General features: G+C 68.2%; 16 protein-coding genes and 1 pseudogene. 9 read left to right on the forward strand and 8 right to left on the reverse strand.

From position 1 onward, the window contains the following. Nucleotides 1-2: 2 nt before the first annotated feature. The 4 genes and pseudogenes from phnE to AT700_RS08225 all read right to left on the reverse strand — a co-directional run bounded on the left by phnE (nt 3) and on the right by AT700_RS08225 (nt 3,253). On the reverse strand, nt 3-773 hold the full coding sequence (gene phnE / locus AT700_RS08210; protein WP_003091685.1) for a phosphonate ABC transporter, permease protein PhnE: 771 nt from the start codon (nt 771-773) through the stop codon (nt 3-5). Further along, nucleotides 770-1,602, reverse strand: a pseudogene (locus tag AT700_RS08215) (PhnE/PtxC family ABC transporter permease). Before AT700_RS08215 ends, phnE begins: the two are co-directional and overlap by 4 nt. Continuing rightward, nucleotides 1,596-2,399: a phosphonate ABC transporter ATP-binding protein gene (locus tag AT700_RS08220; RefSeq protein WP_003119655.1), complete on the reverse strand. Its 804-nt coding sequence runs from the start codon at nt 2,397-2,399 to the stop codon at nt 1,596-1,598. The pseudogene AT700_RS08215 and the gene AT700_RS08220 overlap by 7 nt, the downstream one beginning before the upstream one ends. Further along, the gene (locus AT700_RS08225; protein ID WP_003113155.1) at nt 2,396-3,253 is read right to left on the reverse strand and encodes a putative selenate ABC transporter substrate-binding protein; all 858 of its coding nucleotides are present in this window, start codon (nt 3,251-3,253) and stop codon (nt 2,396-2,398) included. Before AT700_RS08225 ends, AT700_RS08220 begins: the two co-directional genes overlap by 4 nt. 148 nt (nt 3,254-3,401) lie before the next feature. Between AT700_RS08225 and AT700_RS08230 the strand changes: the two genes are divergently transcribed. Beyond that, complete coding sequence (locus AT700_RS08230; RefSeq protein WP_003113156.1) at nt 3,402-4,292, forward strand: NAD(P)-dependent oxidoreductase; 891 nt, start codon at nt 3,402-3,404, stop codon at nt 4,290-4,292. A gap of 3 nt (nt 4,293-4,295) precedes the next feature. Here AT700_RS08230 and AT700_RS08235 read toward each other — a convergent pair whose 3' ends face one another. Further along, the gene (locus AT700_RS08235) at nt 4,296-6,476 is read right to left on the reverse strand and encodes a putative bifunctional diguanylate cyclase/phosphodiesterase (protein ID WP_023117718.1); all 2,181 of its coding nucleotides are present in this window, start codon (nt 6,474-6,476) and stop codon (nt 4,296-4,298) included. Nucleotides 6,477-6,802: 326 nt separating this feature from the next. Between AT700_RS08235 and AT700_RS08240 the strand changes: the two genes are divergently transcribed. After that, on the forward strand, nt 6,803-8,458 hold the full coding sequence (locus AT700_RS08240) for a phosphoethanolamine transferase (RefSeq protein ID WP_003091675.1): 1,656 nt from the start codon (nt 6,803-6,805) through the stop codon (nt 8,456-8,458). 68 nt (nt 8,459-8,526) lie between these two features. Here AT700_RS08240 and AT700_RS08245 read toward each other — a convergent pair whose 3' ends face one another. Both AT700_RS08245 and rapA read right to left on the reverse strand, forming a co-directional pair. Then, the gene (locus AT700_RS08245; RefSeq protein WP_003091672.1) at nt 8,527-8,982 is read right to left on the reverse strand and encodes a universal stress protein; all 456 of its coding nucleotides are present in this window, start codon (nt 8,980-8,982) and stop codon (nt 8,527-8,529) included. Between the two features lie 282 nt (nt 8,983-9,264). Next, nucleotides 9,265-12,117 (reverse strand): RNA polymerase-associated protein RapA, encoded by a 2,853-nt coding sequence (gene rapA / locus AT700_RS08250; protein WP_003119658.1) that lies wholly within the window; start codon nt 12,115-12,117, stop codon nt 9,265-9,267. 235 nt (nt 12,118-12,352) lie between these two features. Here rapA and AT700_RS08255 point away from each other — a divergent pair, with 235 nt between their 5' ends. The 7 genes from AT700_RS08255 (at nt 12,353) to AT700_RS08280 (ending at nt 17,114) form a co-directional block, all read left to right on the forward strand. Continuing rightward, nucleotides 12,353-12,661, forward strand: coding sequence for a hypothetical protein (locus AT700_RS08255; protein ID WP_003091664.1), 309 nt, complete (start codon nt 12,353-12,355; stop codon nt 12,659-12,661). A gap of 53 nt (nt 12,662-12,714) precedes the next feature. Beyond that, nucleotides 12,715-13,317, forward strand: a complete 603-nt coding sequence (locus AT700_RS08260) for an alpha-ketoglutarate-dependent dioxygenase AlkB family protein (RefSeq protein WP_003115462.1) — start codon at nt 12,715-12,717, stop codon at nt 13,315-13,317. After that, nucleotides 13,314-13,475, forward strand: a complete 162-nt coding sequence (locus AT700_RS30240; RefSeq protein WP_003091659.1) for a hypothetical protein — start codon at nt 13,314-13,316, stop codon at nt 13,473-13,475. The genes AT700_RS08260 and AT700_RS30240 overlap by 4 nt, the downstream gene beginning before the upstream one ends. Nucleotides 13,476-13,723: 248 nt before the next feature. Beyond that, entirely contained in the window at nt 13,724-13,837 is a 114-nt protein-coding gene (ccoM, locus tag AT700_RS30530) for a cytochrome c oxidase subunit CcoM (protein ID WP_003091657.1), read from the forward strand. A gap of 208 nt (nt 13,838-14,045) precedes the next feature. Further along, complete coding sequence (locus AT700_RS08270; protein ID WP_003124327.1) at nt 14,046-16,040, forward strand: FUSC family protein; 1,995 nt, start codon at nt 14,046-14,048, stop codon at nt 16,038-16,040. Beyond that, nucleotides 16,027-16,230, forward strand: coding sequence for a DUF1656 domain-containing protein (locus AT700_RS08275; RefSeq protein ID WP_003091655.1), 204 nt, complete (start codon nt 16,027-16,029; stop codon nt 16,228-16,230). Before AT700_RS08270 ends, AT700_RS08275 begins: the two co-directional genes overlap by 14 nt. Nucleotides 16,231-16,256: 26 nt before the next feature. Continuing rightward, nucleotides 16,257-17,114, forward strand: coding sequence for an HlyD family secretion protein (locus tag AT700_RS08280; protein ID WP_003091654.1), 858 nt, complete (start codon nt 16,257-16,259; stop codon nt 17,112-17,114). Here AT700_RS08280 and AT700_RS08285 read toward each other — a convergent pair. After that, the gene (locus AT700_RS08285) at nt 17,095-18,270 is read right to left on the reverse strand and encodes an MFS transporter (protein WP_003117592.1); all 1,176 of its coding nucleotides are present in this window, start codon (nt 18,268-18,270) and stop codon (nt 17,095-17,097) included. The genes AT700_RS08280 and AT700_RS08285 overlap by 20 nt on opposite strands. Nucleotides 18,271-18,379: the final 109 nt, after the last annotated feature.

Below are 18,379 nucleotides of genomic sequence, written 5' to 3' on the forward strand. Positions count from 1 at the left end.
TCCTATTGGCTGACCCAGCGCTGCCGCGCCCAGGCGCTCAGGCTGTCGACCCCGAGCACCAGGACCAGCATGGCCAGGATCACCGTGGCGGCCTGGGCCTGCTGGAACAGGCTCAGGCTGAAATAGAGCATCTGCCCGAGCCCGCCGGCACCGACGAAGCCGAGCACGCTGGCCATGCGGATATTGTTCTCCCAGCGGTACAGGGTATAGGCCACCAGTTGCGGCCAGACCCCCGGCAGGGTGCCATAGGCGAATGCAGCGAGGCGACCGCTGCCGGCCAGGCGCAAGGCCTCGGCGGGCTGCGCCGGAGTGTTCTCCAGGGCTTCGGCGAACAGCCGGCCGAGCACGCCGCCGGTGTGCAGCGCCAGGGCGAGGGTCCCGGCGTTCGGCCCGAGCCCGGCCGCCAGCACCATCAGCGCGCCCCAGACCAGCTCCGGCACCGCGCGCAGCGCATTGAGCAGGAGTCGCGCCAGGCTCTGCGCCGGCACGCCGAAGCGACCTGCCGCCGGCAGCGCGAAGAGCAGGCCGAGCAGCGCCGCCAGCAGGGTGCCGATGGCCGACATGGCCAGGGTTTCCAGCAGCCCCCGGCCAATCGCCCGCAGGTGCGGAGCGGACAGGTCGGGCGGGAAGAACTCGCTGGCGTAGGCGGCCATCTGGCCCAGTCCCTTGCCGCTGAAAAGACCTGCGGTGTCCATGTCCAGATAGGCGAACGAGGCGCCCACCGCGGCCACCACCAGCAGCGGCCAGAGCAGCAGGCGCCAGGTCCGGCTCATGCCAGCCTCCCGCGCAGGAAGCGGCTCAGCAGGTCGGCGAGGAGGACCAGCAGGAGGAAGGTCAGCAGGATGCTGGCAACCTCGCCGCCGGCGAACATCCGCAGCGACAGGTCGATCTGCTGGCCGAGGCCGCCGGCGCCGACGAAGCCCATCACCACCGAAGCACGGATCGCGCACTCCCAGCGATAGACAGTGTAGGAAATCATTTCCCCGGCGGCGTTCGGCAGCACCCCGTAGGCGAACGCCGCCAGCCGCGATCCGCCGCCCAGCAGCAGGGCGCGGGTGGGGCGCGGATCCACCGACTCGAAGATTTCCGCGTAGACCTTGCCGAGCATGCCGGCATAGGTGATGGCGATGGCCAACACCCCGGCGGTGGGGCCCAGGCCCACGGCGCGGACGAACAGCAGCGCCCAGACGATTTCCGGCACGCTGCGCAGGAGGATCAGCAGGCCGCGCACCGGCCAGCGCAGTGCCCGTGCCCACCAGGCCGGCAGGCCGCCGCGCGGCAGTGCCGAGAGCGACAGGGCGCGGGTCGCCAGCAGTGCGGCGGGAAACGCCAGGAGCCAGGCCAGGGCCATGCCGGCGGTGGCGATGGCGAGGGTTTCCAGGGTGGCGCGGCCGAGCAGGGCGAGGAACCCGGGATCGTGTGCCGGCGGCCAGAAGCCGGCGAGGAAACCGCCCATGGTGCGCGCGTTGTCGCCGCTGAACAGGCCGGGGATATCCAGTTCGCTGAGGCGCAGCCCCGGCCAGAGCAGCAGCAACGCGGCCAGGGTCAGCAGCAGGCGCGGCAGGGCGGCGGGTCGCGCGGCGGAGAAGCGGCGTTCAGCATCGTGGGATGTGCACCACGGCGGGTTCGCCGGCCGGGCTGGCGCGCTCGGCCTGCAGTTGTTCGTTGGCGTAGAGGGCGTCCAGCGCGGCGCGGTCGACTTCGCCGGCGGGCAGGTCGAAGGCGATGCGTCCGGCGCGCAGCCCGATCACCCGGGGGAAGTGTTGCAGCGCCAGGTCCACCGCGTGCAGGCTGGCCAGCAGGGTGCTGCCGCGCGCGGCGGCCTCGCGGTTGAGCAAGGCCAGGGTATGGCCGGCGAGCACCGGGTCCATGGCCGAGACCGGTTCGTCGGCGAGGATCAGCTCGGCGCGCTGGTAGAGCACCCGGGCGATGCCGACCCGCTGCAACTGGCCGCCGGAAAGCTGGTCGCAGCGCTGGAACAGCTTGTCGCCGAGATCCAGGCGTTGCAGTGCGTCGTGGGCGCCGGCGCGGTCCAGCGGATAGACCAGGCTGACCAGGCTCTTCCATAGCGGCCACTGGCCGAGGCGCCCGGCCAGTACCGCGCTGACCACCCGCTGCCGTGGCGGCAGCGGTGGTGCCTGGTGGACCAGGCCGATGCGCGCGCGCAGGCGTTGGCGGGCGGCGGCGGATAGCGCCCAGGGCTCCTCGCCGAGCAGTTCGACACGGCCGGCGCTGGGCCGCCATTGGCTGGCGAGCACCCGCAGCAGGCTGGTCTTGCCGGCGCCGGAAGGTCCGATCAGGGCTACCCGTTCGCCAGCGGCCAGGCGCAGGCGGATGTCGGCAAGGGCGCGTTGGCCGTCGGCGTGGACCAGGTCCACGCCGTCGAGGCTCAGGCTCACTTCAGCAGGCCGGCGGCGCGTGCGGACTCCTCGATGCCCTTGTAGTTGTCCGGATTGGTCTCGATGAAGCGGCTGGCGGCCTGCAGGTCGAGGATCTCCTTGTCGGCCGGTTTCGCCGGGTCGAGGGCGAGGAAGGCCTGCTTGATCTTCTCGGCCAGGGCCGGGTCGAGGTTGCCGCGCACGGTCCAGTTGTAGTCGTAGTAGGTCGGCGTGGTGGCGAAGACCTTGACCTTGGCGGTATCGACCTTGCCGCTGTCCACCAGCTTCTGCCAGACCGAGGCGTTCAGCACGCCGGCGTCGACCTTGCCGGCCTGGACCCAGGCTACGGTGGCGTCGTGGGCGCCGGAGTAGGCGACGCGGGAGAAGAACTGCTCGGGGACGATGCCGTCCTTCTGCATGAAGTAGCGCGGCATCAGGCTGCCCGAGGTGGAGGAGACCGAGCCGAAGGCGAAGGTCTTGCCCTTCAGGTCCTGCAGGGATTTCACCTGGGGATCGGCCGTGATGAATTTGCTGGTGAACTGCTGGTCCTGCTCGCGCTGCACCAGGGGGATGGCGTTGCCGGTCTTCAGCCGCGCCTGGACGAAGGTGAAGCCGCCCAGCCAGGCCATGTCCAGGCGGTCGGCGGCCAGCGCCTCGACCACCCCGGCGTAGTCGGCCACCGGGACGAACTTCACCGGCATGCCGAGTTGCTTCTCCAGATAGGCGCCGAGCGGCTTGAATTTGCGCAGTAGCTCGGTGGGCGCCTCGTCGGGGATCGCCGAGACCTTGAGTTCTTTCAGGGTTTCGGCGTGGGCGAGCGCGGCGGACAGGGACAGGGCGATGCCGGCGGCGAGCGCCAGGGAGCGTTTCAACATGGGAGAGTTCTCCGGTTCAATGGCGGAAAAAACCCGGGGAGTATAGTGGTGCGCGGCCCGCTTGGGCAGCCGTCGCGGCGTTGCTCGCCGGCGCCTCGCGGGTAATATGGCGCTCCCCGTGCCCATTCGCTGCGTATTGGAGTTCGCCATGTCCGCTTCCCTGCCTTCCCTTGCCTTCGCCGGTCTCGGCCTGATGGGCGTGCCCATGTGCCGCCGGCTGCTGGCCGCCGGCTATCCGCTGGCGGTGTGGAACCGTTCGCCGGGCAAACGCGAGTTGCTCGCGGCCGAGGGCGCGAAAGCCGTCGAGGTCCCGGCCGAACTGGCCGCCGACGCGGAAATCCTGATGCTTTGCCTGGCCGATACCGCGGCGGTGCGTGAAGTGGTGTTCGGCGCCGGCGGCATCGTCGAGAACGCCAGGCCCGGGCAGTTGCTGGTGGATTTCTCCAGCGCCGAGCCGGCCGCCACCCGCGAGATGGCCGCCGAGCTGGAGGCGCGCTGCGGCGTGCGCTGGGTCGACGCGCCGGTCTCCGGCGGCACGCCGGGCGCGGAAAGCGGCAGCCTGGCGATCATGGCCGGCGGACGCGCAGCGGATATCGAACGCCTGCGGCCGGTCCTCTCCCGGCTTGGCCAGCGCCTGACGCGCATGGGCGAGGTGGGCGCCGGGCAGGTGACCAAGGTCTGCAACCAGATGATCGTTGCCTGCAACGCCCTGGTGATCGCCGAAGTGGTGGCGCTGGCGGAGCGGGCCGGGGTCGACGCCAGCCTGGTCGCTCCGGCGCTGGCGGGCGGCTTCGCCGACTCGAAGCCGTTGCAGATCCTCGCCCCGCAAATGGCCGAGAGCCGTTACGAGCCGGTCAAGTGGCACGTACGGACCCTGCTCAAGGATCTCGATACCGCGGTGAAGCTGTCCCGCGAGCAAGGCGCGGCCACCCCGATGAGTGGGTTGGCCGCGCAGTTGATGCGTCTGCACGGCAGCCAGGGCTATCTCGAACGCGATCCGGCGACCCTGGTGGAGCAATACCGGACCGCCGTCGAGTGAACCTCAGGCCTGGTTCAGGCTGCGCAGCGGCGGCGCGGCGTCGAAGCGGTAGGCGCGGAGGAACTCTTCCAGGGCCGCCAGCGGCAGCGGCCGGCTGAACAGGTAGCCCTGTACCAGCTCGCAATGGTTCTCCCGCAGGAACGCCAGTTGCTGCGGGGTCTCCACGCCCTCGGCGACGACTTTCAGATGGAGCTTCTGGGCCATCGCGATGATCGCCTGGGCGATTTCCATGTCCCGCTGCGAGGCGGGGATGTCCATGATGAACGAGCGATCCACCTTCAGCGCGTCCAGCGGCAGGCGCCGCAGGTAGGCGAGCGACGAATAGCCGGTGCCGAAGTCGTCGATCGACAGGCTGACGCCCAGCTCGCGGAGGCGTTCGAGCAGCGGGATGGTCTGGTCGATGTTGTACATCAGCGCGTCCTCGGTCACCTCCAGTTCGAGGAAGCACGCCGCCAGCCCGGCCTGCTCCAGCGCATGACGGACTTCGTCGACCAGGCTGGCCCGGCCGAGATTGCTGGCGCAGCAGTTGACCGCCACCCGCAGCCGTTCGTGGCCGGCCAGGTGCAGGCTGCGCAGGTCGCGGCAGGCGCGTCGCAGCACCCAGTCGTCGAGCTGGTCGATCATGCCGTTGGCTTCGGCCAGGCCGATGAAGCGGTCCGGACCGAGCAGGCCCTGGGTCGGATGGCGCCAGCGCACCAATGCCTCCAACTGGTGTACCTCGCCGTCGGCGAGGGCGAGGATCGGCTGGTAGTGCAGCTCCAGTTGGTCGTCGCGCAGGGCCTGGCGCAGTTCCTCCTCCATCTGCAGTTCCTGGGTCGCCCGCACCAGCAGTTGCCGGCTGAAGAACTGCGCGTTGTTGCGCCCGCAGGCCTTGGACTGGTGCAGGGCCAGGCCGGCGTTCTTCAGCAACTCCTCGCACTGCTCGCCGTCGTTCGGGTAGAGGCTGACGCCGACGCTGGCGGTCATCACCAGGGTGCGCCCGTCCAGGGCGATGGGTTCCTTCATCTTCTGCATCAGGCGTTGCGAGAGGATGTGCGCCTCGTGGTCCTGGGTGAGGTCGGCGAGCACGCAGAACTCGTCGCCGGCGAAGCGCGCCACCACGTCGCTATCGCGCAACACGCTGCGGATGCGTTCGGAGACGATCTTCAGCAGTTGGTCGCCAGAGTCGTGGCCGAGGGAATCGTTGATCCGCTTGAAGTGATCGAGGTCGAGGAACATCACCGCCAGGCCCTTGCCTCTCAGGCGACAATTCTCCAGGTGCTGGACGAACACTTCGTTGAATGCCGTGCGGTTCTGCAGGCCGGTCAGGCTGTCGTAGCGAGCCATCTGGCGCAGCGAGGCGTGGGCGTGGTCGAGCTGGTTGAGCAGGGCGTTGACCCGGCTGTTTTCGCTGAGCCGGCGCTCCCGTTGTTTCTCCGACCATGCGGCCCAGATGCCGCAGGCGGCGATGGCGCTGGCGAGCACTCCGGTGAGCCAGCCCAGGCGCAGCGAGTCGGCGCTGGCTTGCAGTTCCAGCGGCGTGCCGGCGGGTACGCTGAGCACCAGCGCGGCCATCCCGGTGAAATGCATGGCGGCGATGGCGCCGGCCAGCAGCAGGCTGGCGATCAGTTTCATGTAGCGGTAGCGCGCGCTGCGCCGGCCGCGCAGGTAGGGGACCGCGGCGAGGGCGGTGAAGGCGGCGCCGATGGCGATCAGTACCGAAAGGGCGAACAGCGATGGCTGGTAGTACTGGGTGGCCACCGAGCGCATCGCCGCCATCCCGGTGTAGTGCATGGCAGCGATGCCCAGGCCGATGCAGCAGGCGGCGAGCAGGCAGGGCAGCACGCCGAAGCGCGGGCGGGCGGTCATGTACATCGCCAGGTACGAGGCGGCGACGGCGATCAGCAGCGACAGGCCGGTGATCGGCAGGTCGTAGCGCAGGGCGATCGGCGCGTGGAACGCGAGCATGGCGACGAAATGCGTGGCCCAGATGCCGCTGCCCAGGCAGAACGCCCCGATCCATTGCCAGAGGCGCGGGTGGCTCAGGCTGTTGCCGACCCGCTCGACCATGTCCAGTGCCGTGTACCCGGCGAGGCAGGCGACGAGGAAGGCGAGCGCCACCAGCGATGGCGAATAGGTGCAGTTCTGCAGCACGTAGCCGTCGACGGGAGACTCTCCGAGGAAGCGCAGGCCTTGCCAATCCATAGCGGTGTCTCCCTGGACACGGAAAACCCGCGGACGGCGCGGGTGCGGGCTGGGGGTGGCATTGTGCTTCCAGTATAGATAGCGGGAGCCACCTGCAAGGTCGGCATGGAAGGAAGTCGCTGGCCGCCGACATACGGCCGGTTTCGGCATTTTCCCGGGGAGAAAAGGCATAGCTGAGCTTGTTCCGGCTCCATCGCCACGGGCATGATCGCTGCGCCCGCGAGGGCTCGCGAGGCTTCACGAAATTTTGACCAGGCGCCCGATAGAGTTCGGGCGCCCCGCCACGGGGGGTGGCGGCGGTCCGTTACGTTTCAGGAGTTGCTTCAATGGGTGGGGGTATCAAGCGTTTCTTGCCGGCTATCGGTTCGACCCGGCTGGTGATGCTGTTCGCGCTGGTTCTGGTGGTGTTCTACAACGCGGCGACCTGGAAGGCCCTGCATGGCCTGGTGCCGCTGCAAGGCTTGAAGGGCTTCGCGTTCTTCGCTTCGTTCGCGGCGTTCCTGTGGGCCGCCTTCACGCTCCTGCTGACCCTGGTTTCCTTCCGCCCGCTGCTCAAGCCGGCCTTGACCCTGGTCGCCCTGTGCTCGGCCGGCGCGACCTACTTCATGGGTAGCTACGGCATCAGCATCGACACGGTGATGGTGCAGAACGTCTTCGAGACCAACGCCACCGAGGCCGGCGACCTGGTCAACCCGACCCTGCTCGGCTACCTGCTGCTGCTCGGTGTCCTGCCTTCGCTGCTGATCTGGCTCTGGCCGGTACGCTACCGGCCGTTCTTCCGCGGCCTGCTGAACAAGATCCTGACGCTGCTCGGCTGCCTGCTGATCGTCGCGGTAATGGTAGGCAGCTTCTATTCCACCTACGCGCCGATCTTCCGCGAGGAAGACAAGCTGACCCACTTCATCAACCCGACCAACTACATCTACGCGGTGGGCAAGTACGCCAAGCAGCGCCTGGTGATCAAGGAGCACCTGGTGGTCGAGCCGATCGGCCTGGACGCCCGCCAGGCGCCGGCTGCGCTGCAGCGACAGAAGAAATCGCTGCTGGTGTTCGTGGTCGGCGAGACCGCCCGTGCCGACCATTTCTCGCTGAACGGCTACGCCCGCGAGACCAACCCGGAGCTGAGCAAGCAGGACATCGTCAACTTCACCCAGGTCCGTTCCTGCGGCACTTCCACCGCGGTCTCGGTGCCCTGCATGTTCTCCCAGTACCCGCGCGAGGACTACAGCGACAAGAAGGCCAAGACCCACGAAGGCCTGCTGGACATTCTCCAGCGTGCCGGCGTGCAGGTGTTGTGGCTGGAGAACAACAGCGACTGCAAGGGCACCTGCCTGCGGGTGCCCAACCGGGACATCCCGAAGACCCAGCCGAGTCCGTTCTGCGACGGCAAGAACTGCCTGGACGAGTCGCTGCTGGTAGGCCTGCAGGAGTACATCGACGGGTTGCAGGACGACGCCATCATCGTCCTGCACTCCGATGGCAGCCACGGTCCCGAGTACTACGAGCGCTACCCGAAGGAGATGGAACGCTTCCAGCCGGTATGCCGGACCAACCAGCTCGGCAGTTGCAGCAAGGAAGAGCTGGTGAACGTCTACGACAACACCATCCTCTATACCGACCACTTCCTGACGAAGGTGATCGAATTGCTCAAGCGGAATGCCGACAAGCGCGATACGGCGATGATCTACGTGTCCGACCACGGCGAGTCGCTGGGCGAGAATGGCGTCTACCTGCACGCGGCGCCCTATTCGATCGCGCCCCAGGCGCAGATCCACGTGCCGATGGTCATGTGGTTCGCCCCGCAGGCGCTGGGCAACTGGGGCATCCAGCGCAGTTGCCTGGACGGCAAGCGCGACGACAAGGACCTGAGCCACGACAACCTGTTCCACTCGGTGCTCGGCCTGCTGGACGTACAGACTTCGCTGTACCAGCCGGCGCTGGACATCTTCGCCAGTTGCCGCGCGCCCAGGGCAGCCCAGTGAGCGACGGGGGCTGAAAGAAAAAAGGCCGTGGAGGATTCCCCCCACGGCCTTTTTCGTCGGCTTTCGCCTTATTTGTCGCGGACCAGCAGGACCGGACGCGAAGCCACGCGGATCAGGCCTTCCGCCACGCTGCCGAGCATCAGGCGGCGCATGCCGCGACGACCATGGGTGCCCATGACCACCACGTCGGCATCGCTGGCCTGGGCCTCGAGCTCGATGCGCTCGGCGATTTCCTCGCTGGCGCGCTCCTGGCAGACGCGATCGAAGGTGGCGCCTTCGACGTTGCTCGCCTCGACCTTCTCGCGGGCCTTGGCCAGGACGTCATCGGCGGCTTTCAGCGCGGCTTCGCGCAGCGGCTCGGGGTTGTAGTACACCGCGTAGTCGGGAAGGTGGCGCAGCGGGCTGTCGACGATGGTGATGACGCGCAGCTTGCCGCCGCTGAGGCCGGCCAGCTTGATGGCCTCTTCCAGGGCGCGGTCGGAGACCGGGCTGCCGTCCACGGCTACCAGAATGCGATCGTACATAAGGTGTCCCTCCAGAGTGAGTGTCCGCCCGCCGGGCGTTCTTGAAACTTCAAGGACACTGTAGACCCTCGCGGCCGGCGGACCTTTGCCGGAGGTCAATAAGTCGCAGGGCGACCGTCGCGATTCCGCTGCGACGCCTGGCTCGCGGCCCGGCGGGGGCCGGGGAACGGGGCGAACGGTCGCCGCGCGGCCATTCGCCGTTGCGGCCTTCGCTGGAAATGAAATGAAAGAAGCCATGGGGGATGCCCATGGCTTCTCGTTTCGCGCAGCCGTTGCCGGGCGTCAGCCGGCGACCAGGATGCGGATCGCCTCGAGGCGCAGGGAGGCCTTGTCGAGCAGGGCCAGGCCTTCCTCGCGCTGGGTGCGCAGGCTGTCCAGCTCGCTGTCGCGGACGCTCGGGTTGACCGCCTTGAGCGCGGTCAGGCGCGCCAGTTCCTCGTCCATGGCGGCGGCGAACTGCTGCTTGGCCCTGGCCACGCGTTCCTCGTGGCGCGGGACGATCTTGCCCTCGGCCACGTCGAACTGCTTGGCCAGCACATCGCGCTGGGCCTGGACGAACTTGTTGGCGCTGACCCGTGGCACGCTTTCCAGCTGGTCGTTGAGGGTTTCCAGGGACACCCGGCCGGCCAGGTCGTTGCCGTTGGCGTCGAGCAGGCAGCGCAGGGCCTGCGGCGGCAGCCAGCGGCCGAGCTGGAGGGCGCGCGGTGCCACGGCTTCGCTGACGAACAGGAGTTCGAGCAGCACGGTGCCGGGCTTCAGCGCCTTGTTCTTGATCAGCGCCACCGAGGTGTTGCCCATCGAGCCGGACAGCACCAGGTCCATGCCGCCCTGAACCATCGGATGTTCCCAGGTGAGGAACTGCATGTCCTCGCGGGCCAGCGCCTGGGCACGGTCGTAGGTGATGGTCACGCCTTCGTCGTCGCCGAGGGGGAAGCCGGCGTCGAGCATCTTCTCGCTTGGCTTGAGGATCAGGGCATTTTCCGAATGGTCTTCGCTGTGGATGCCGTAGGCGTCGAACAGGCGCTCCATGTAGATCGGCAGGGCGAAGTCGTCGTCCTGTTCCTCGATGGCCTCCACCAGCGCCTCGCCTTCGCCGGCGCCGCCGGAGTTCAGCTCGAGCAGGCGGTCGCGACCGCTGTGCAGCTCCGCTTCGAGGGCTTCGCGACGGGCGCGGCCTTCGGCGAGCAGCGCGTCCCAGGCCTTGTCCTCGCCGCCGTCGAGCAGCGGCAGCAGGCGCGGGCCGAACTCGTGTTGCAGGGCGTTGCCGGTGGGGCAGGTATTGAGGAAGGCGTTCAGCGCCTGGTGATACCACTGGAACAGGCGCTGCTGGGCGCTGTTCTCCAGGTGCGGTACGTGCAACTGGATGGTGTGTCGCTGGCCGATCCGGTCGAGGCGGCCGATGCGCTGCTCGAGCAGGTCCGGGTGGGCCGGCAGGTCGAACAGCACCAGATGGTGGGCGAACTGGAAGTTGCGGCCTTCGCTGCCGATTTCCGAGCAGATCAGCACCTGGGCGCCGAACTCTTCGTCGGCGAAGTAGGCGGCGGCGCGGTCGCGCTCGAGAATGCTCATGCCTTCGTGGAACACCGTGGCGGAGATGCCCGAACGCAGGCGCAGGGCGTCTTCCAGGTCGAGGGCCGTCTCGGCGTGGGCACAGATGACCAGGACCTTGAACTGCTTGAGCATCTTCAGGGTATCGATCAGCCACTCGACGCGCGGGTCGAAGCGCCACCAGCGGTTGTTGTCGTCGCCGTCTTCCCACTGCTGCTGGAAATTCACTTCCGGATACAGGTCCGGGTGTTCGCCGGCCGGCAATTCCTCGTACTGGCTCGGCATCGGCAACGGATAGGCGTGCAGTTCGCGCTGGGGGAAGCCCTGCACGGCGGCACGGGTGTTGCGGAACAGCACGCGACCGGTGCCGTGGCGGTCGAGCAGCTCGCGGACCAGGCGCGAGCGAGCTTCTTCATCGCCACCCTCGACGCTGGCCAGCAGCTCGTCGCCCTCGCTGCCGAGGAAGCCGTGGATGGCCTTGCGCGCGCCGGCGGAAAGACTGCCGTGGTCGAGCAGTTCCTGCACCGCTTCGGCGACCGGACGATATTGCTCGCTCTCCCGGCGGAACGCTTCGAGGTCGTGGAAACGATTCGGATCGAGCAGGCGCAGGCGCGCGAAGTGGCTGTCCTGGCCGAGTTGCTCCGGGGTCGCGGTGAGCAACAGGACGCCGGGAATGATCTCCGCCAGTTGCTCGACCAGCGCGTATTCGGCGCTGACCTGGTCCTGGTGCCAGACCAAGTGGTGGGCTTCGTCGACCACCAGCAGGTCCCAGCCGGCGGCGAACAGGGCGTCCTGGGCGCGTTCGTCTTCCTTCAGCCACTCCAGGGCGACCAGGGCCAACTGGGTGTCCTCGAAGGGATTGCTGGCATCGCTTTCGGCGAAGCGCTCCTTGTCGAACAGGGCCACCTGCAGGTTGAAGCGCCGGCGCATCTCCACCAGCCACTGGTGCTGGAGGTTTTCCGGGACCAGGATCAGCACCCGCCCGGCGCGGCCGGAGAGCAACTGGCGATGGATGATCAGGCCGGCCTCGATGGTCTTGCCCAGGCCCACTTCGTCGGCCAGCAGGACGCGCGGCGCCATGCGGTCGGCGACTTCGCGGGCGATGTGCAACTGGTGGGCGATCGGCTGGGCGCGGGCGCCGCCGAGGCCCCAGAGCGAGGACTGGAGCAGTTGGCTGCGGCGTTCGAGAGTGTGGTAGCGCAGGGAGAACCAGGGCAGGGGATCGATCTGTCCGGCGAACAGACGGTCGCTGGCGAGGCGGAACTGGATGAAGTTGGAGAGCTGGGTTTCCGGCAGGGTGCGCTGCTCGTTCTGCGCGGTGAGGCCGTGGTACACCAATAGGCCCTCGCTTTCCTCGACCTCGCGAACGGTCATCTTCCAGCCTTCGAAGTGCGTCACTTCATCGCCGGGGGCGAAGCGCACGCGGGTCAGCGGCGCATTGCGCAAGGCGTATTGGCGGGTATCGCCGGTCGCCGGATAGAGCACGGTGAGCAGGCGGCCATCCTGGGCCAGGATGGTCCCCAGGCCCAATTCCGCTTCACTGTCGCTGATCCAGCGTTGCCCCGGTTGATACTGCGCCATGTCCACCTCCCAAAAAAGCCGGGTATGGTACCGCAACGCGTGGCGTTGAGCGACGCTTGGCGATGGATTGCGTGTTGCGCCACGGCTTCGTCGGAGAGCCGTCCGTCGGTACGGGAGCGACCGCCTGGCGGCTGGTTCTCAAGTCGAGCGGCGGGTCGACCGATAACCCTTGTAGAAGAACGCCGCAAACCGGCACGCTGCGAGAACCCATGACGCGGCACTACCCAGAGAGGTTGCCTGCATGCTTCCGCCGATCCCCCAGGGCCTGATCCCGGTCACCGTCCAGCAGGACCCGCCCAAGCCCCGTCCGGCCACGCCGCCGGTCGCGCCGACCCAGGCTGGCGCGGGCAGCGATGGCGTCGCCTTGCGCCAGGAGCGCGACGAGGAAAGCTGGCTGGAAGAGGAATACCGCCGTCGCCAGCGCCGCCAGGGCGGCGAGGCGCACGCGCGGAGCGACGAGGGGGACGAGGCGCCGGCTGACGAGGCGGGGGAGAGCGCCCAGGCGGACGAGCTGCCGCGCAAGGGACAATTGATCGACATCGAAGTGTAACCCTGGTTTTCCAGGCTTCAGCAGCGGCCTTGCGGCGTAGTAACCTGCGGCCCATGGACCTGTTCGCCGACGCACCCCTGACCCTGCCGGACGCCGACCTGCGCTATCTCCCGCATTGGCTGGATGCGCCGCTGGCGAGCGCCTGGCTGTTGCGCCTGGAACAGGAAACGCCCTGGGAACAGCCGATCCTGCGCATCCATGGCGAGGAGCATCCGACCCCGCGCCTGGTGGCCTGGTACGGCGACCCTGACGCCGCCTACCGTTATTCCGGCCAGGTCCACCGGCCGCTGCCATGGACCGCGTTGCTCGGCGAGATCCGCGAGCGCGTGGAGCGCGAGGTCGGCCAGCGGGTCAACGGCGTGCTGCTGAACTACTACCGCGACGGCCAGGACTCCATGGGCTGGCACAGCGACGACGAGCCAGAGCTGCGCCGCGATCCGCTGGTCGCCTCGCTCAGTCTCGGCGGCAGCCGCCGCTTCGACCTGCGGCGCAAGGGCCAGACCCGCATCGCCCACTCTCTGGAACTGACCCATGGCAGCCTGCTGGTCATGCGCGGCGCAACCCAGCATCATTGGCAACATCAGGTGGCGAAGACCCGCCGCTCCTGCATGCCCCGTTTGAACCTGACCTTCCGCCTGGTGTACCCCCAGCCATGAACGACGACGACAAGGTGATCGACCTCAGCGCCGAGCGCGACAAGCGCATCCACGACGTGCACGAGAAGCGCCTGCAGGAGGTCCGCAAGGCCTTCGAACAGGTGTTGCCGCTGGGCAAGCCGCGGAAGAAGCCGAAAGGCAAGCCGAAGAAGCGCTGAAGCCTCCGCCGCCGCGTTCGCCGGCGGCGCATTCCTGCGGGCAACGTGCGGCGATCGGGCAGGTTTTTCCCGGTTATCTGCGGCGTCCGACCGCATTCTCCCTCCTGCGAAACTTGACCTGGGTCAGTGTCATGCACCTGGCCGAAAAAGCCCGTCCGGGCGATTGATCCAGGTCAATATTGCGCCGCCGCGCCTCGCTAATCTGAGCCCATCGAGCAACACCCAACCGGCAACTGGAGGCCATCAACATGTTCATCGACGAAGTGGTTCTCGCAGGGATTCTTACAGTAGGCCTCATGGTCGCTTTCTTCGGTGGGGTCGGTTACTTCATCTGGAAGGATTCCCATAGCCGCAAAGGCTGATCCTCCCGGATACACAGAGCACGCAAGGCACTTAGGGCGACTTCGGTCGCCCGTTTTTTTTGCGCCTGGAAAAACACCGGCGCAGCGATCGGGATACTACGAATGTCGCTGGACGATATTGTTAGCAGCCTAATAATATAGGCTGCACATATCGCCTCGGCGTTCGCCGGCTATCTATGCTGATGTAGACCCCGTTTCGGAAGACCCTGTGCCCATTCACTGGAAGCCGTTCCTGGCACCCTCGACGCTGGCGCTCAAGTTCGCCATCAAGACGCTCCTGGCCGGCGGCCTGGCGTTGTGGTGCGCCTTTCGCTTCGACCTGGAGCAGCCGCAATGGGCGCTGATGACCGTGCTGATCGTGTCCCAGCCGTTGTCCGGCATGGTGGTGGCGAAGGGCTTGTTCCGCCTGCTCGGCACCCTGGTCGGCACCGCGATGTCGGTGTTGATGATCGCGCTGTTCGCCCAGGCGCCCTGGTTGTTCCTGCTGGCCATCTCGCTCTGGCTGGGGCTCTGCACGGCGGCCTCGACCTCCCTGCGCAACCACGTTTCCTATGCCTTCGTACTTTCCGGCTATACGGTAGCGATCATTGGCCTGCCGGCGGTGGACCAGCCGCTGCTGGTCTTCGAGCAGGCGGTGGCGCGTTGTACCGAGATCTGCCTGGGGATCATCTGCGCCTCGGCGGTCAGTGCGATCCTCTGGCCGCAGCGGGTCGAGCAGAACCTCGACAAGCAGGCCCACGCCACCTGGCTGCTGGGCATGCAGGCCGCGCGCGGCGAGATCGACCCGCGCCAGCGGCAGCCGCAGGGGCTGCTCAACGCGCTAAGCAAGATCGTCGAGGTCGATGCGCAGCGCGACCATGCCTGGTTCGAAGGCGAGCGCGGGCGGCGCCGGGCCGGCGCCCTGGCGTTGCTCTCGCGCGACCTGCTCAGCCTGTTGCGCACCGCGCGCGGCGTGGCCCGGCAACGGGCGCGGCTGAGCGAAGAGGAAGAGCGCCGGGTGGAGCGCTGGCTGGCCGCGCTGGCCAGCGCCCTGGAAGGGGCCGATCCGGCGTCGATGCTGGCGCTGCGCGAGGAGTTGGCGCAGGTCGCGGTCGAGCCGCAGTGGAGCAACGACCAGCGTTACCTGCTGACCCGCTGCTCGGTGCTGCTGCTCAAGGCGGTGAATGCCGAGAAGGGCATGCGCGCGGTGGCCAGCGGCGAGGTCGAGGGGCGGGTGGGCAGCGCCGGCACCCTGTCCTGGCACCGCGACCTGCAGATGGCGCTGTTCTACGGCGCGCGTAGCGCCCTGGCGTTGCTCGGGCTGTCGGTCTACTGGATCTATACCGCGTGGCCGGCGGCGTCCGGCGCGATGCTGCTGGCGGCGGTGGTGTGCAGCCTGTTCGCCAACCGCGACAACGCGGTGGCCATCGGCCTGAGCTTCCTGCGCGGCATCGTCTACGCGATCCCGGCGGCGATGCTGGTCAGCCAGTGGCTGCTGCCGCAGTGGAATGGCTTCCCGCTGCTCTGCCTGGCGATGGGCGTGCCGCTGTTCTTCGCCACCCTGGGCATGGCCGTACCGGTTACCGCCGGCACCGCCACCTCGTTCGCGATCCACTTCATCGTCCTGGTCGCGCCGCGCAACCAGATGGACTACAACCTCGCGACCCTGCTGAATTCCGCCCAGGGCGTGCTGATCGGAGTCGGCTTCGCGGTGGTGATCTTCCGCTTGCTGACCTTGCGTCCGGGCTGGCTGACCCGACGCCTGCTGGACGCCACCTGCGTCGATCTCGGCCGCCTCACCCGGCGCCCGCTGGCGCAGGCGGAGAACTGGTTCGGCGGGCGCATGGCCGACCGCCTGTTGCGCCTGGCGCGGCACGCCAACCTGTTGCCGGAGCAGGAGCGGCGGCGTTGGGACGATGGCCTCCTGGCGCTCGACCTGGGTAACGAACTGATCCACCTGCGGGCCTGCCTGGAAGGCGCCCGTGGCGTCCTGCGCAAGGCGCGCGACCGCTTCCTCGGGGAACTGGGCGAACTGCTTGAGGCCGGTCCCGCGGGTCCGCGCAGTGACCGCCTGGAGCGGATCAGCCTGCCGTTGCGCGAAGCCCTGGAGCGTGACGCTCGCCACGACGACGAAGCCAGCCGCCTGGCGCGCGCGGCCCTGGCGCAACTGCTGTTCACCTGGCAGCAGTGGTGCCATCAGGAGGAAAGCCATGAGTCTGCATGAATCGGCCTGGGGCGGCGTCTACCTCAGCCCGCTGTTCGTCTATGCCCTGCTGGCGCTGGCGGCCACCGCCGCGCTGCGGGTGCTGATCCAGAAAACGCCGTTGCGTCGCTGGGTCTGGCACGAGGCGCTGTTCGACTGCGCCCTGTTCATTTTGATGTTGAGTGGCATTACCTGGGCGGCTACGACCTGAATCGTCGCCCCGAGAAGGAGATTCGCATGCGTGCATCGCTTCGCGTCGTCGTCACCCTGCTGGTGGTCGCTGCCGCTGTCCTCGCCGGCATCTGGCTCTGGCGCTACTACATGCTCTCGCCCTGGACCCGCGATGCCCGGGTGCGGGCCGACGTGGTGGTGGTGGCGCCGGACGTGTCCGGCTGGGTGACCGACCTGGAGGTCAAGGACAACCAGGTGGTCAAGGTCGGCGACGTGCTGATGCGCATCGACCAGGAACGCTACCAGGCCAACCTGGAGCAGGCCCGCGCCGTCGCCGAGACCCGTCACCAGCAATACCTGTTGCGCCAGAACGAGGCGGCCCGGCGCAGCCGCCTGGGCATCGGCGCGATCAGCGCCGAGGACAAGGAAAACGCCCAGATCAATGCCGCCATCGCTCGCAGCGAGTACCAGGAGGCGCTGGCCCAGGTGAAGATCGCCGAACTCAACCTCAAGCGCAGCGAGCTGCGCGCCGCGCGCAACGGCCAGGTGACCAACCTGCGCCTGGCCCAGGGCAACTACGCCACGGCGGGCCAGGCGGTGATGGCGTTGGTCGACCAGCAGTCCTTCTATGTGGTCGCCTACTTCGAGGAAACCAAGCTGCCCGGCATCCGCGTCGGCATGCGCGCCCAGGTCCGCCTGATGAGCGGCGATCAGCCGATCGACGGCACGGTGGAGAGCATCAGCAGCGGTATCACCGACCGCAACTCGACGCCGGACGGCCAGTTGCTGGCCAATGTCGAGCCGACCTTCAACTGGGTGCGCCTGGCGCAGCGCATTCCGGTGCGCATCCGCCTCGACCAGGTGCCGGCGGATGTCCACCTGAGCGCCGGGATGACCGCCAGCGTCACCGTGCAGGGGGACTGAACGGCAGCGCTTGCGTGGCGCCATCCAGCGTGCTGGCGCCAAGCGCGCAGGCCAGCGCCGCCAGCACCAGGGCGAGGCCGACCCAGGGCGTCGCGGCGACTCCCAGTGCCGCCACCACCAGGCCGCCCAGCGCCGCGCCGAGGCCCACGCCCAGGTGCATGGCCGAGGTGTTCAGGGCGACGCCGGCGGAACCGCTGGCCGGATCGCTGCGCAGCAGGAAGCTCTGCACCACCGGCGAGATCATCCAGCTGATCGCGCTCCAGACCATCAGTACCGGCAGGAACCCGATGCTGCCCAGGCTCAGCGGCACCGCCGCCAGCGCCAGGGCGAAGGCCGCCGGTACCAGACGCAGGGCGCGCCGGTGGCCGAGGCGGTCGGCCAGCCAGCCGCCGATATAGCCGCCGCTCAGCGCTGCCAGGCCGATCAGCAGGAGGATCAGGCTGATCTCGCTGGGCGAGCGAATACCGGCCATGCTCGCCAGGTACGGGGTGAAATAGGCGAACAGGGTGAAGTGCCCGCCGAGCAACAGGATCGATACCAGTTGCGCGAGCCACAGCGCGGGCTGGCGCAACTGCCGCAGGTAGCCTTCGCGGCCGGGCAGGTCGCCGGCCTGGCGTTGCGGCAGGTAGCGCCAGAGCAGCAGGCACAAGGGCAGCGAATAGACCGCGATGCCGGCGAAGATCCAGCGCCAGCCGAACCAGTCGCTGATCTGTACGCCCAGTGGCACGCCGAACACCAGCGAACCGCTGATGCCCATGAAGATCAGGCCGATCGCCCGGCCGCGCTGGGCCGGGGCGGCCAGCTCGGCGGCGAGCAGGCTGGCGAGGACGATCAGCAGCCCGCAACAGGCCGACATTCCCAGGCGAGCCAGGAGCAGGCCGAGATAGCCCGGAGCGAGGGCGGCGAGCGCGTTGCTGAGGGCGAACAGCAGCAGGGTCGCCAGCAGCAGGCGGCGGCGTTCGATGCGCCGGGTCAGCCAGCCGAGCAGCGGTGCGGCGAGGGCGAAGCCGAGGGAGAACAGGGTGGTGAGCTGGCCGGCCAGGCTGATGGAGACCCGCAGGTCTTCAGCCAGGGGCGGCAGGATGCCGATCAGGATGCTTTCCGCCAGGCCGGCGGCGAAGGTGGTCAGGGATAGCAACAGCAAGCGAAGGTCCATGGCGGCTCCGATTCCCGGTAAGGGGTTTCGGGCGGTGGAGTGCCTTCGGTTATCCCTGATGATTGAGGTAAGACAGCGGACAGGGTAGAGCAGCGCGCGGCGGCCCGGC

The organism is Pseudomonas aeruginosa (genome assembly GCF_001457615.1).
Lineage (GTDB): Bacteria > Pseudomonadota > Gammaproteobacteria > Pseudomonadales > Pseudomonadaceae > Pseudomonas > Pseudomonas aeruginosa.

What these genes read in the sequence shown, in the direction of transcription:
- AT700_RS08255 (WP_003091664.1), top strand. Translation starts at nt 12,353, where the DNA reads ATGCTTCCGCCGATCCCCCAGGGCCTGATCCCGGTCACCGTCCAGCAG.
- ccoM (WP_003091657.1), top strand. Translation starts at nt 13,724, where the DNA reads ATGTTCATCGACGAAGTGGTTCTCGCAGGGATTCTTACAGTAGGCCTC.
- AT700_RS08230 (WP_003113156.1), top strand. Translation starts at nt 3,402, where the DNA reads ATGTCCGCTTCCCTGCCTTCCCTTGCCTTCGCCGGTCTCGGCCTGATG.
- AT700_RS30240 (WP_003091659.1), top strand. Translation starts at nt 13,314, where the DNA reads ATGAACGACGACGACAAGGTGATCGACCTCAGCGCCGAGCGCGACAAG.
- AT700_RS08280 (WP_003091654.1), top strand. Translation starts at nt 16,257, where the DNA reads ATGCGTGCATCGCTTCGCGTCGTCGTCACCCTGCTGGTGGTCGCTGCC.
- AT700_RS08260 (WP_003115462.1), top strand. Translation starts at nt 12,715, where the DNA reads ATGGACCTGTTCGCCGACGCACCCCTGACCCTGCCGGACGCCGACCTG.
- AT700_RS08285 (WP_003117592.1), bottom strand. Translation starts at nt 18,270, where the DNA reads ATGGACCTTCGCTTGCTGTTGCTATCCCTGACCACCTTCGCCGCCGGC.
- phnE (WP_003091685.1), bottom strand. Translation starts at nt 773, where the DNA reads ATGAGCCGGACCTGGCGCCTGCTGCTCTGGCCGCTGCTGGTGGTGGCC.
- AT700_RS08240 (WP_003091675.1), top strand. Translation starts at nt 6,803, where the DNA reads ATGGGTGGGGGTATCAAGCGTTTCTTGCCGGCTATCGGTTCGACCCGG.
- AT700_RS08235 (WP_023117718.1), bottom strand. Translation starts at nt 6,476, where the DNA reads ATGGATTGGCAAGGCCTGCGCTTCCTCGGAGAGTCTCCCGTCGACGGC.
- AT700_RS08245 (WP_003091672.1), bottom strand. Translation starts at nt 8,982, where the DNA reads ATGTACGATCGCATTCTGGTAGCCGTGGACGGCAGCCCGGTCTCCGAC.
- AT700_RS08275 (WP_003091655.1), top strand. Translation starts at nt 16,027, where the DNA reads ATGAGTCTGCATGAATCGGCCTGGGGCGGCGTCTACCTCAGCCCGCTG.
- AT700_RS08225 (WP_003113155.1), bottom strand. Translation starts at nt 3,253, where the DNA reads ATGTTGAAACGCTCCCTGGCGCTCGCCGCCGGCATCGCCCTGTCCCTG.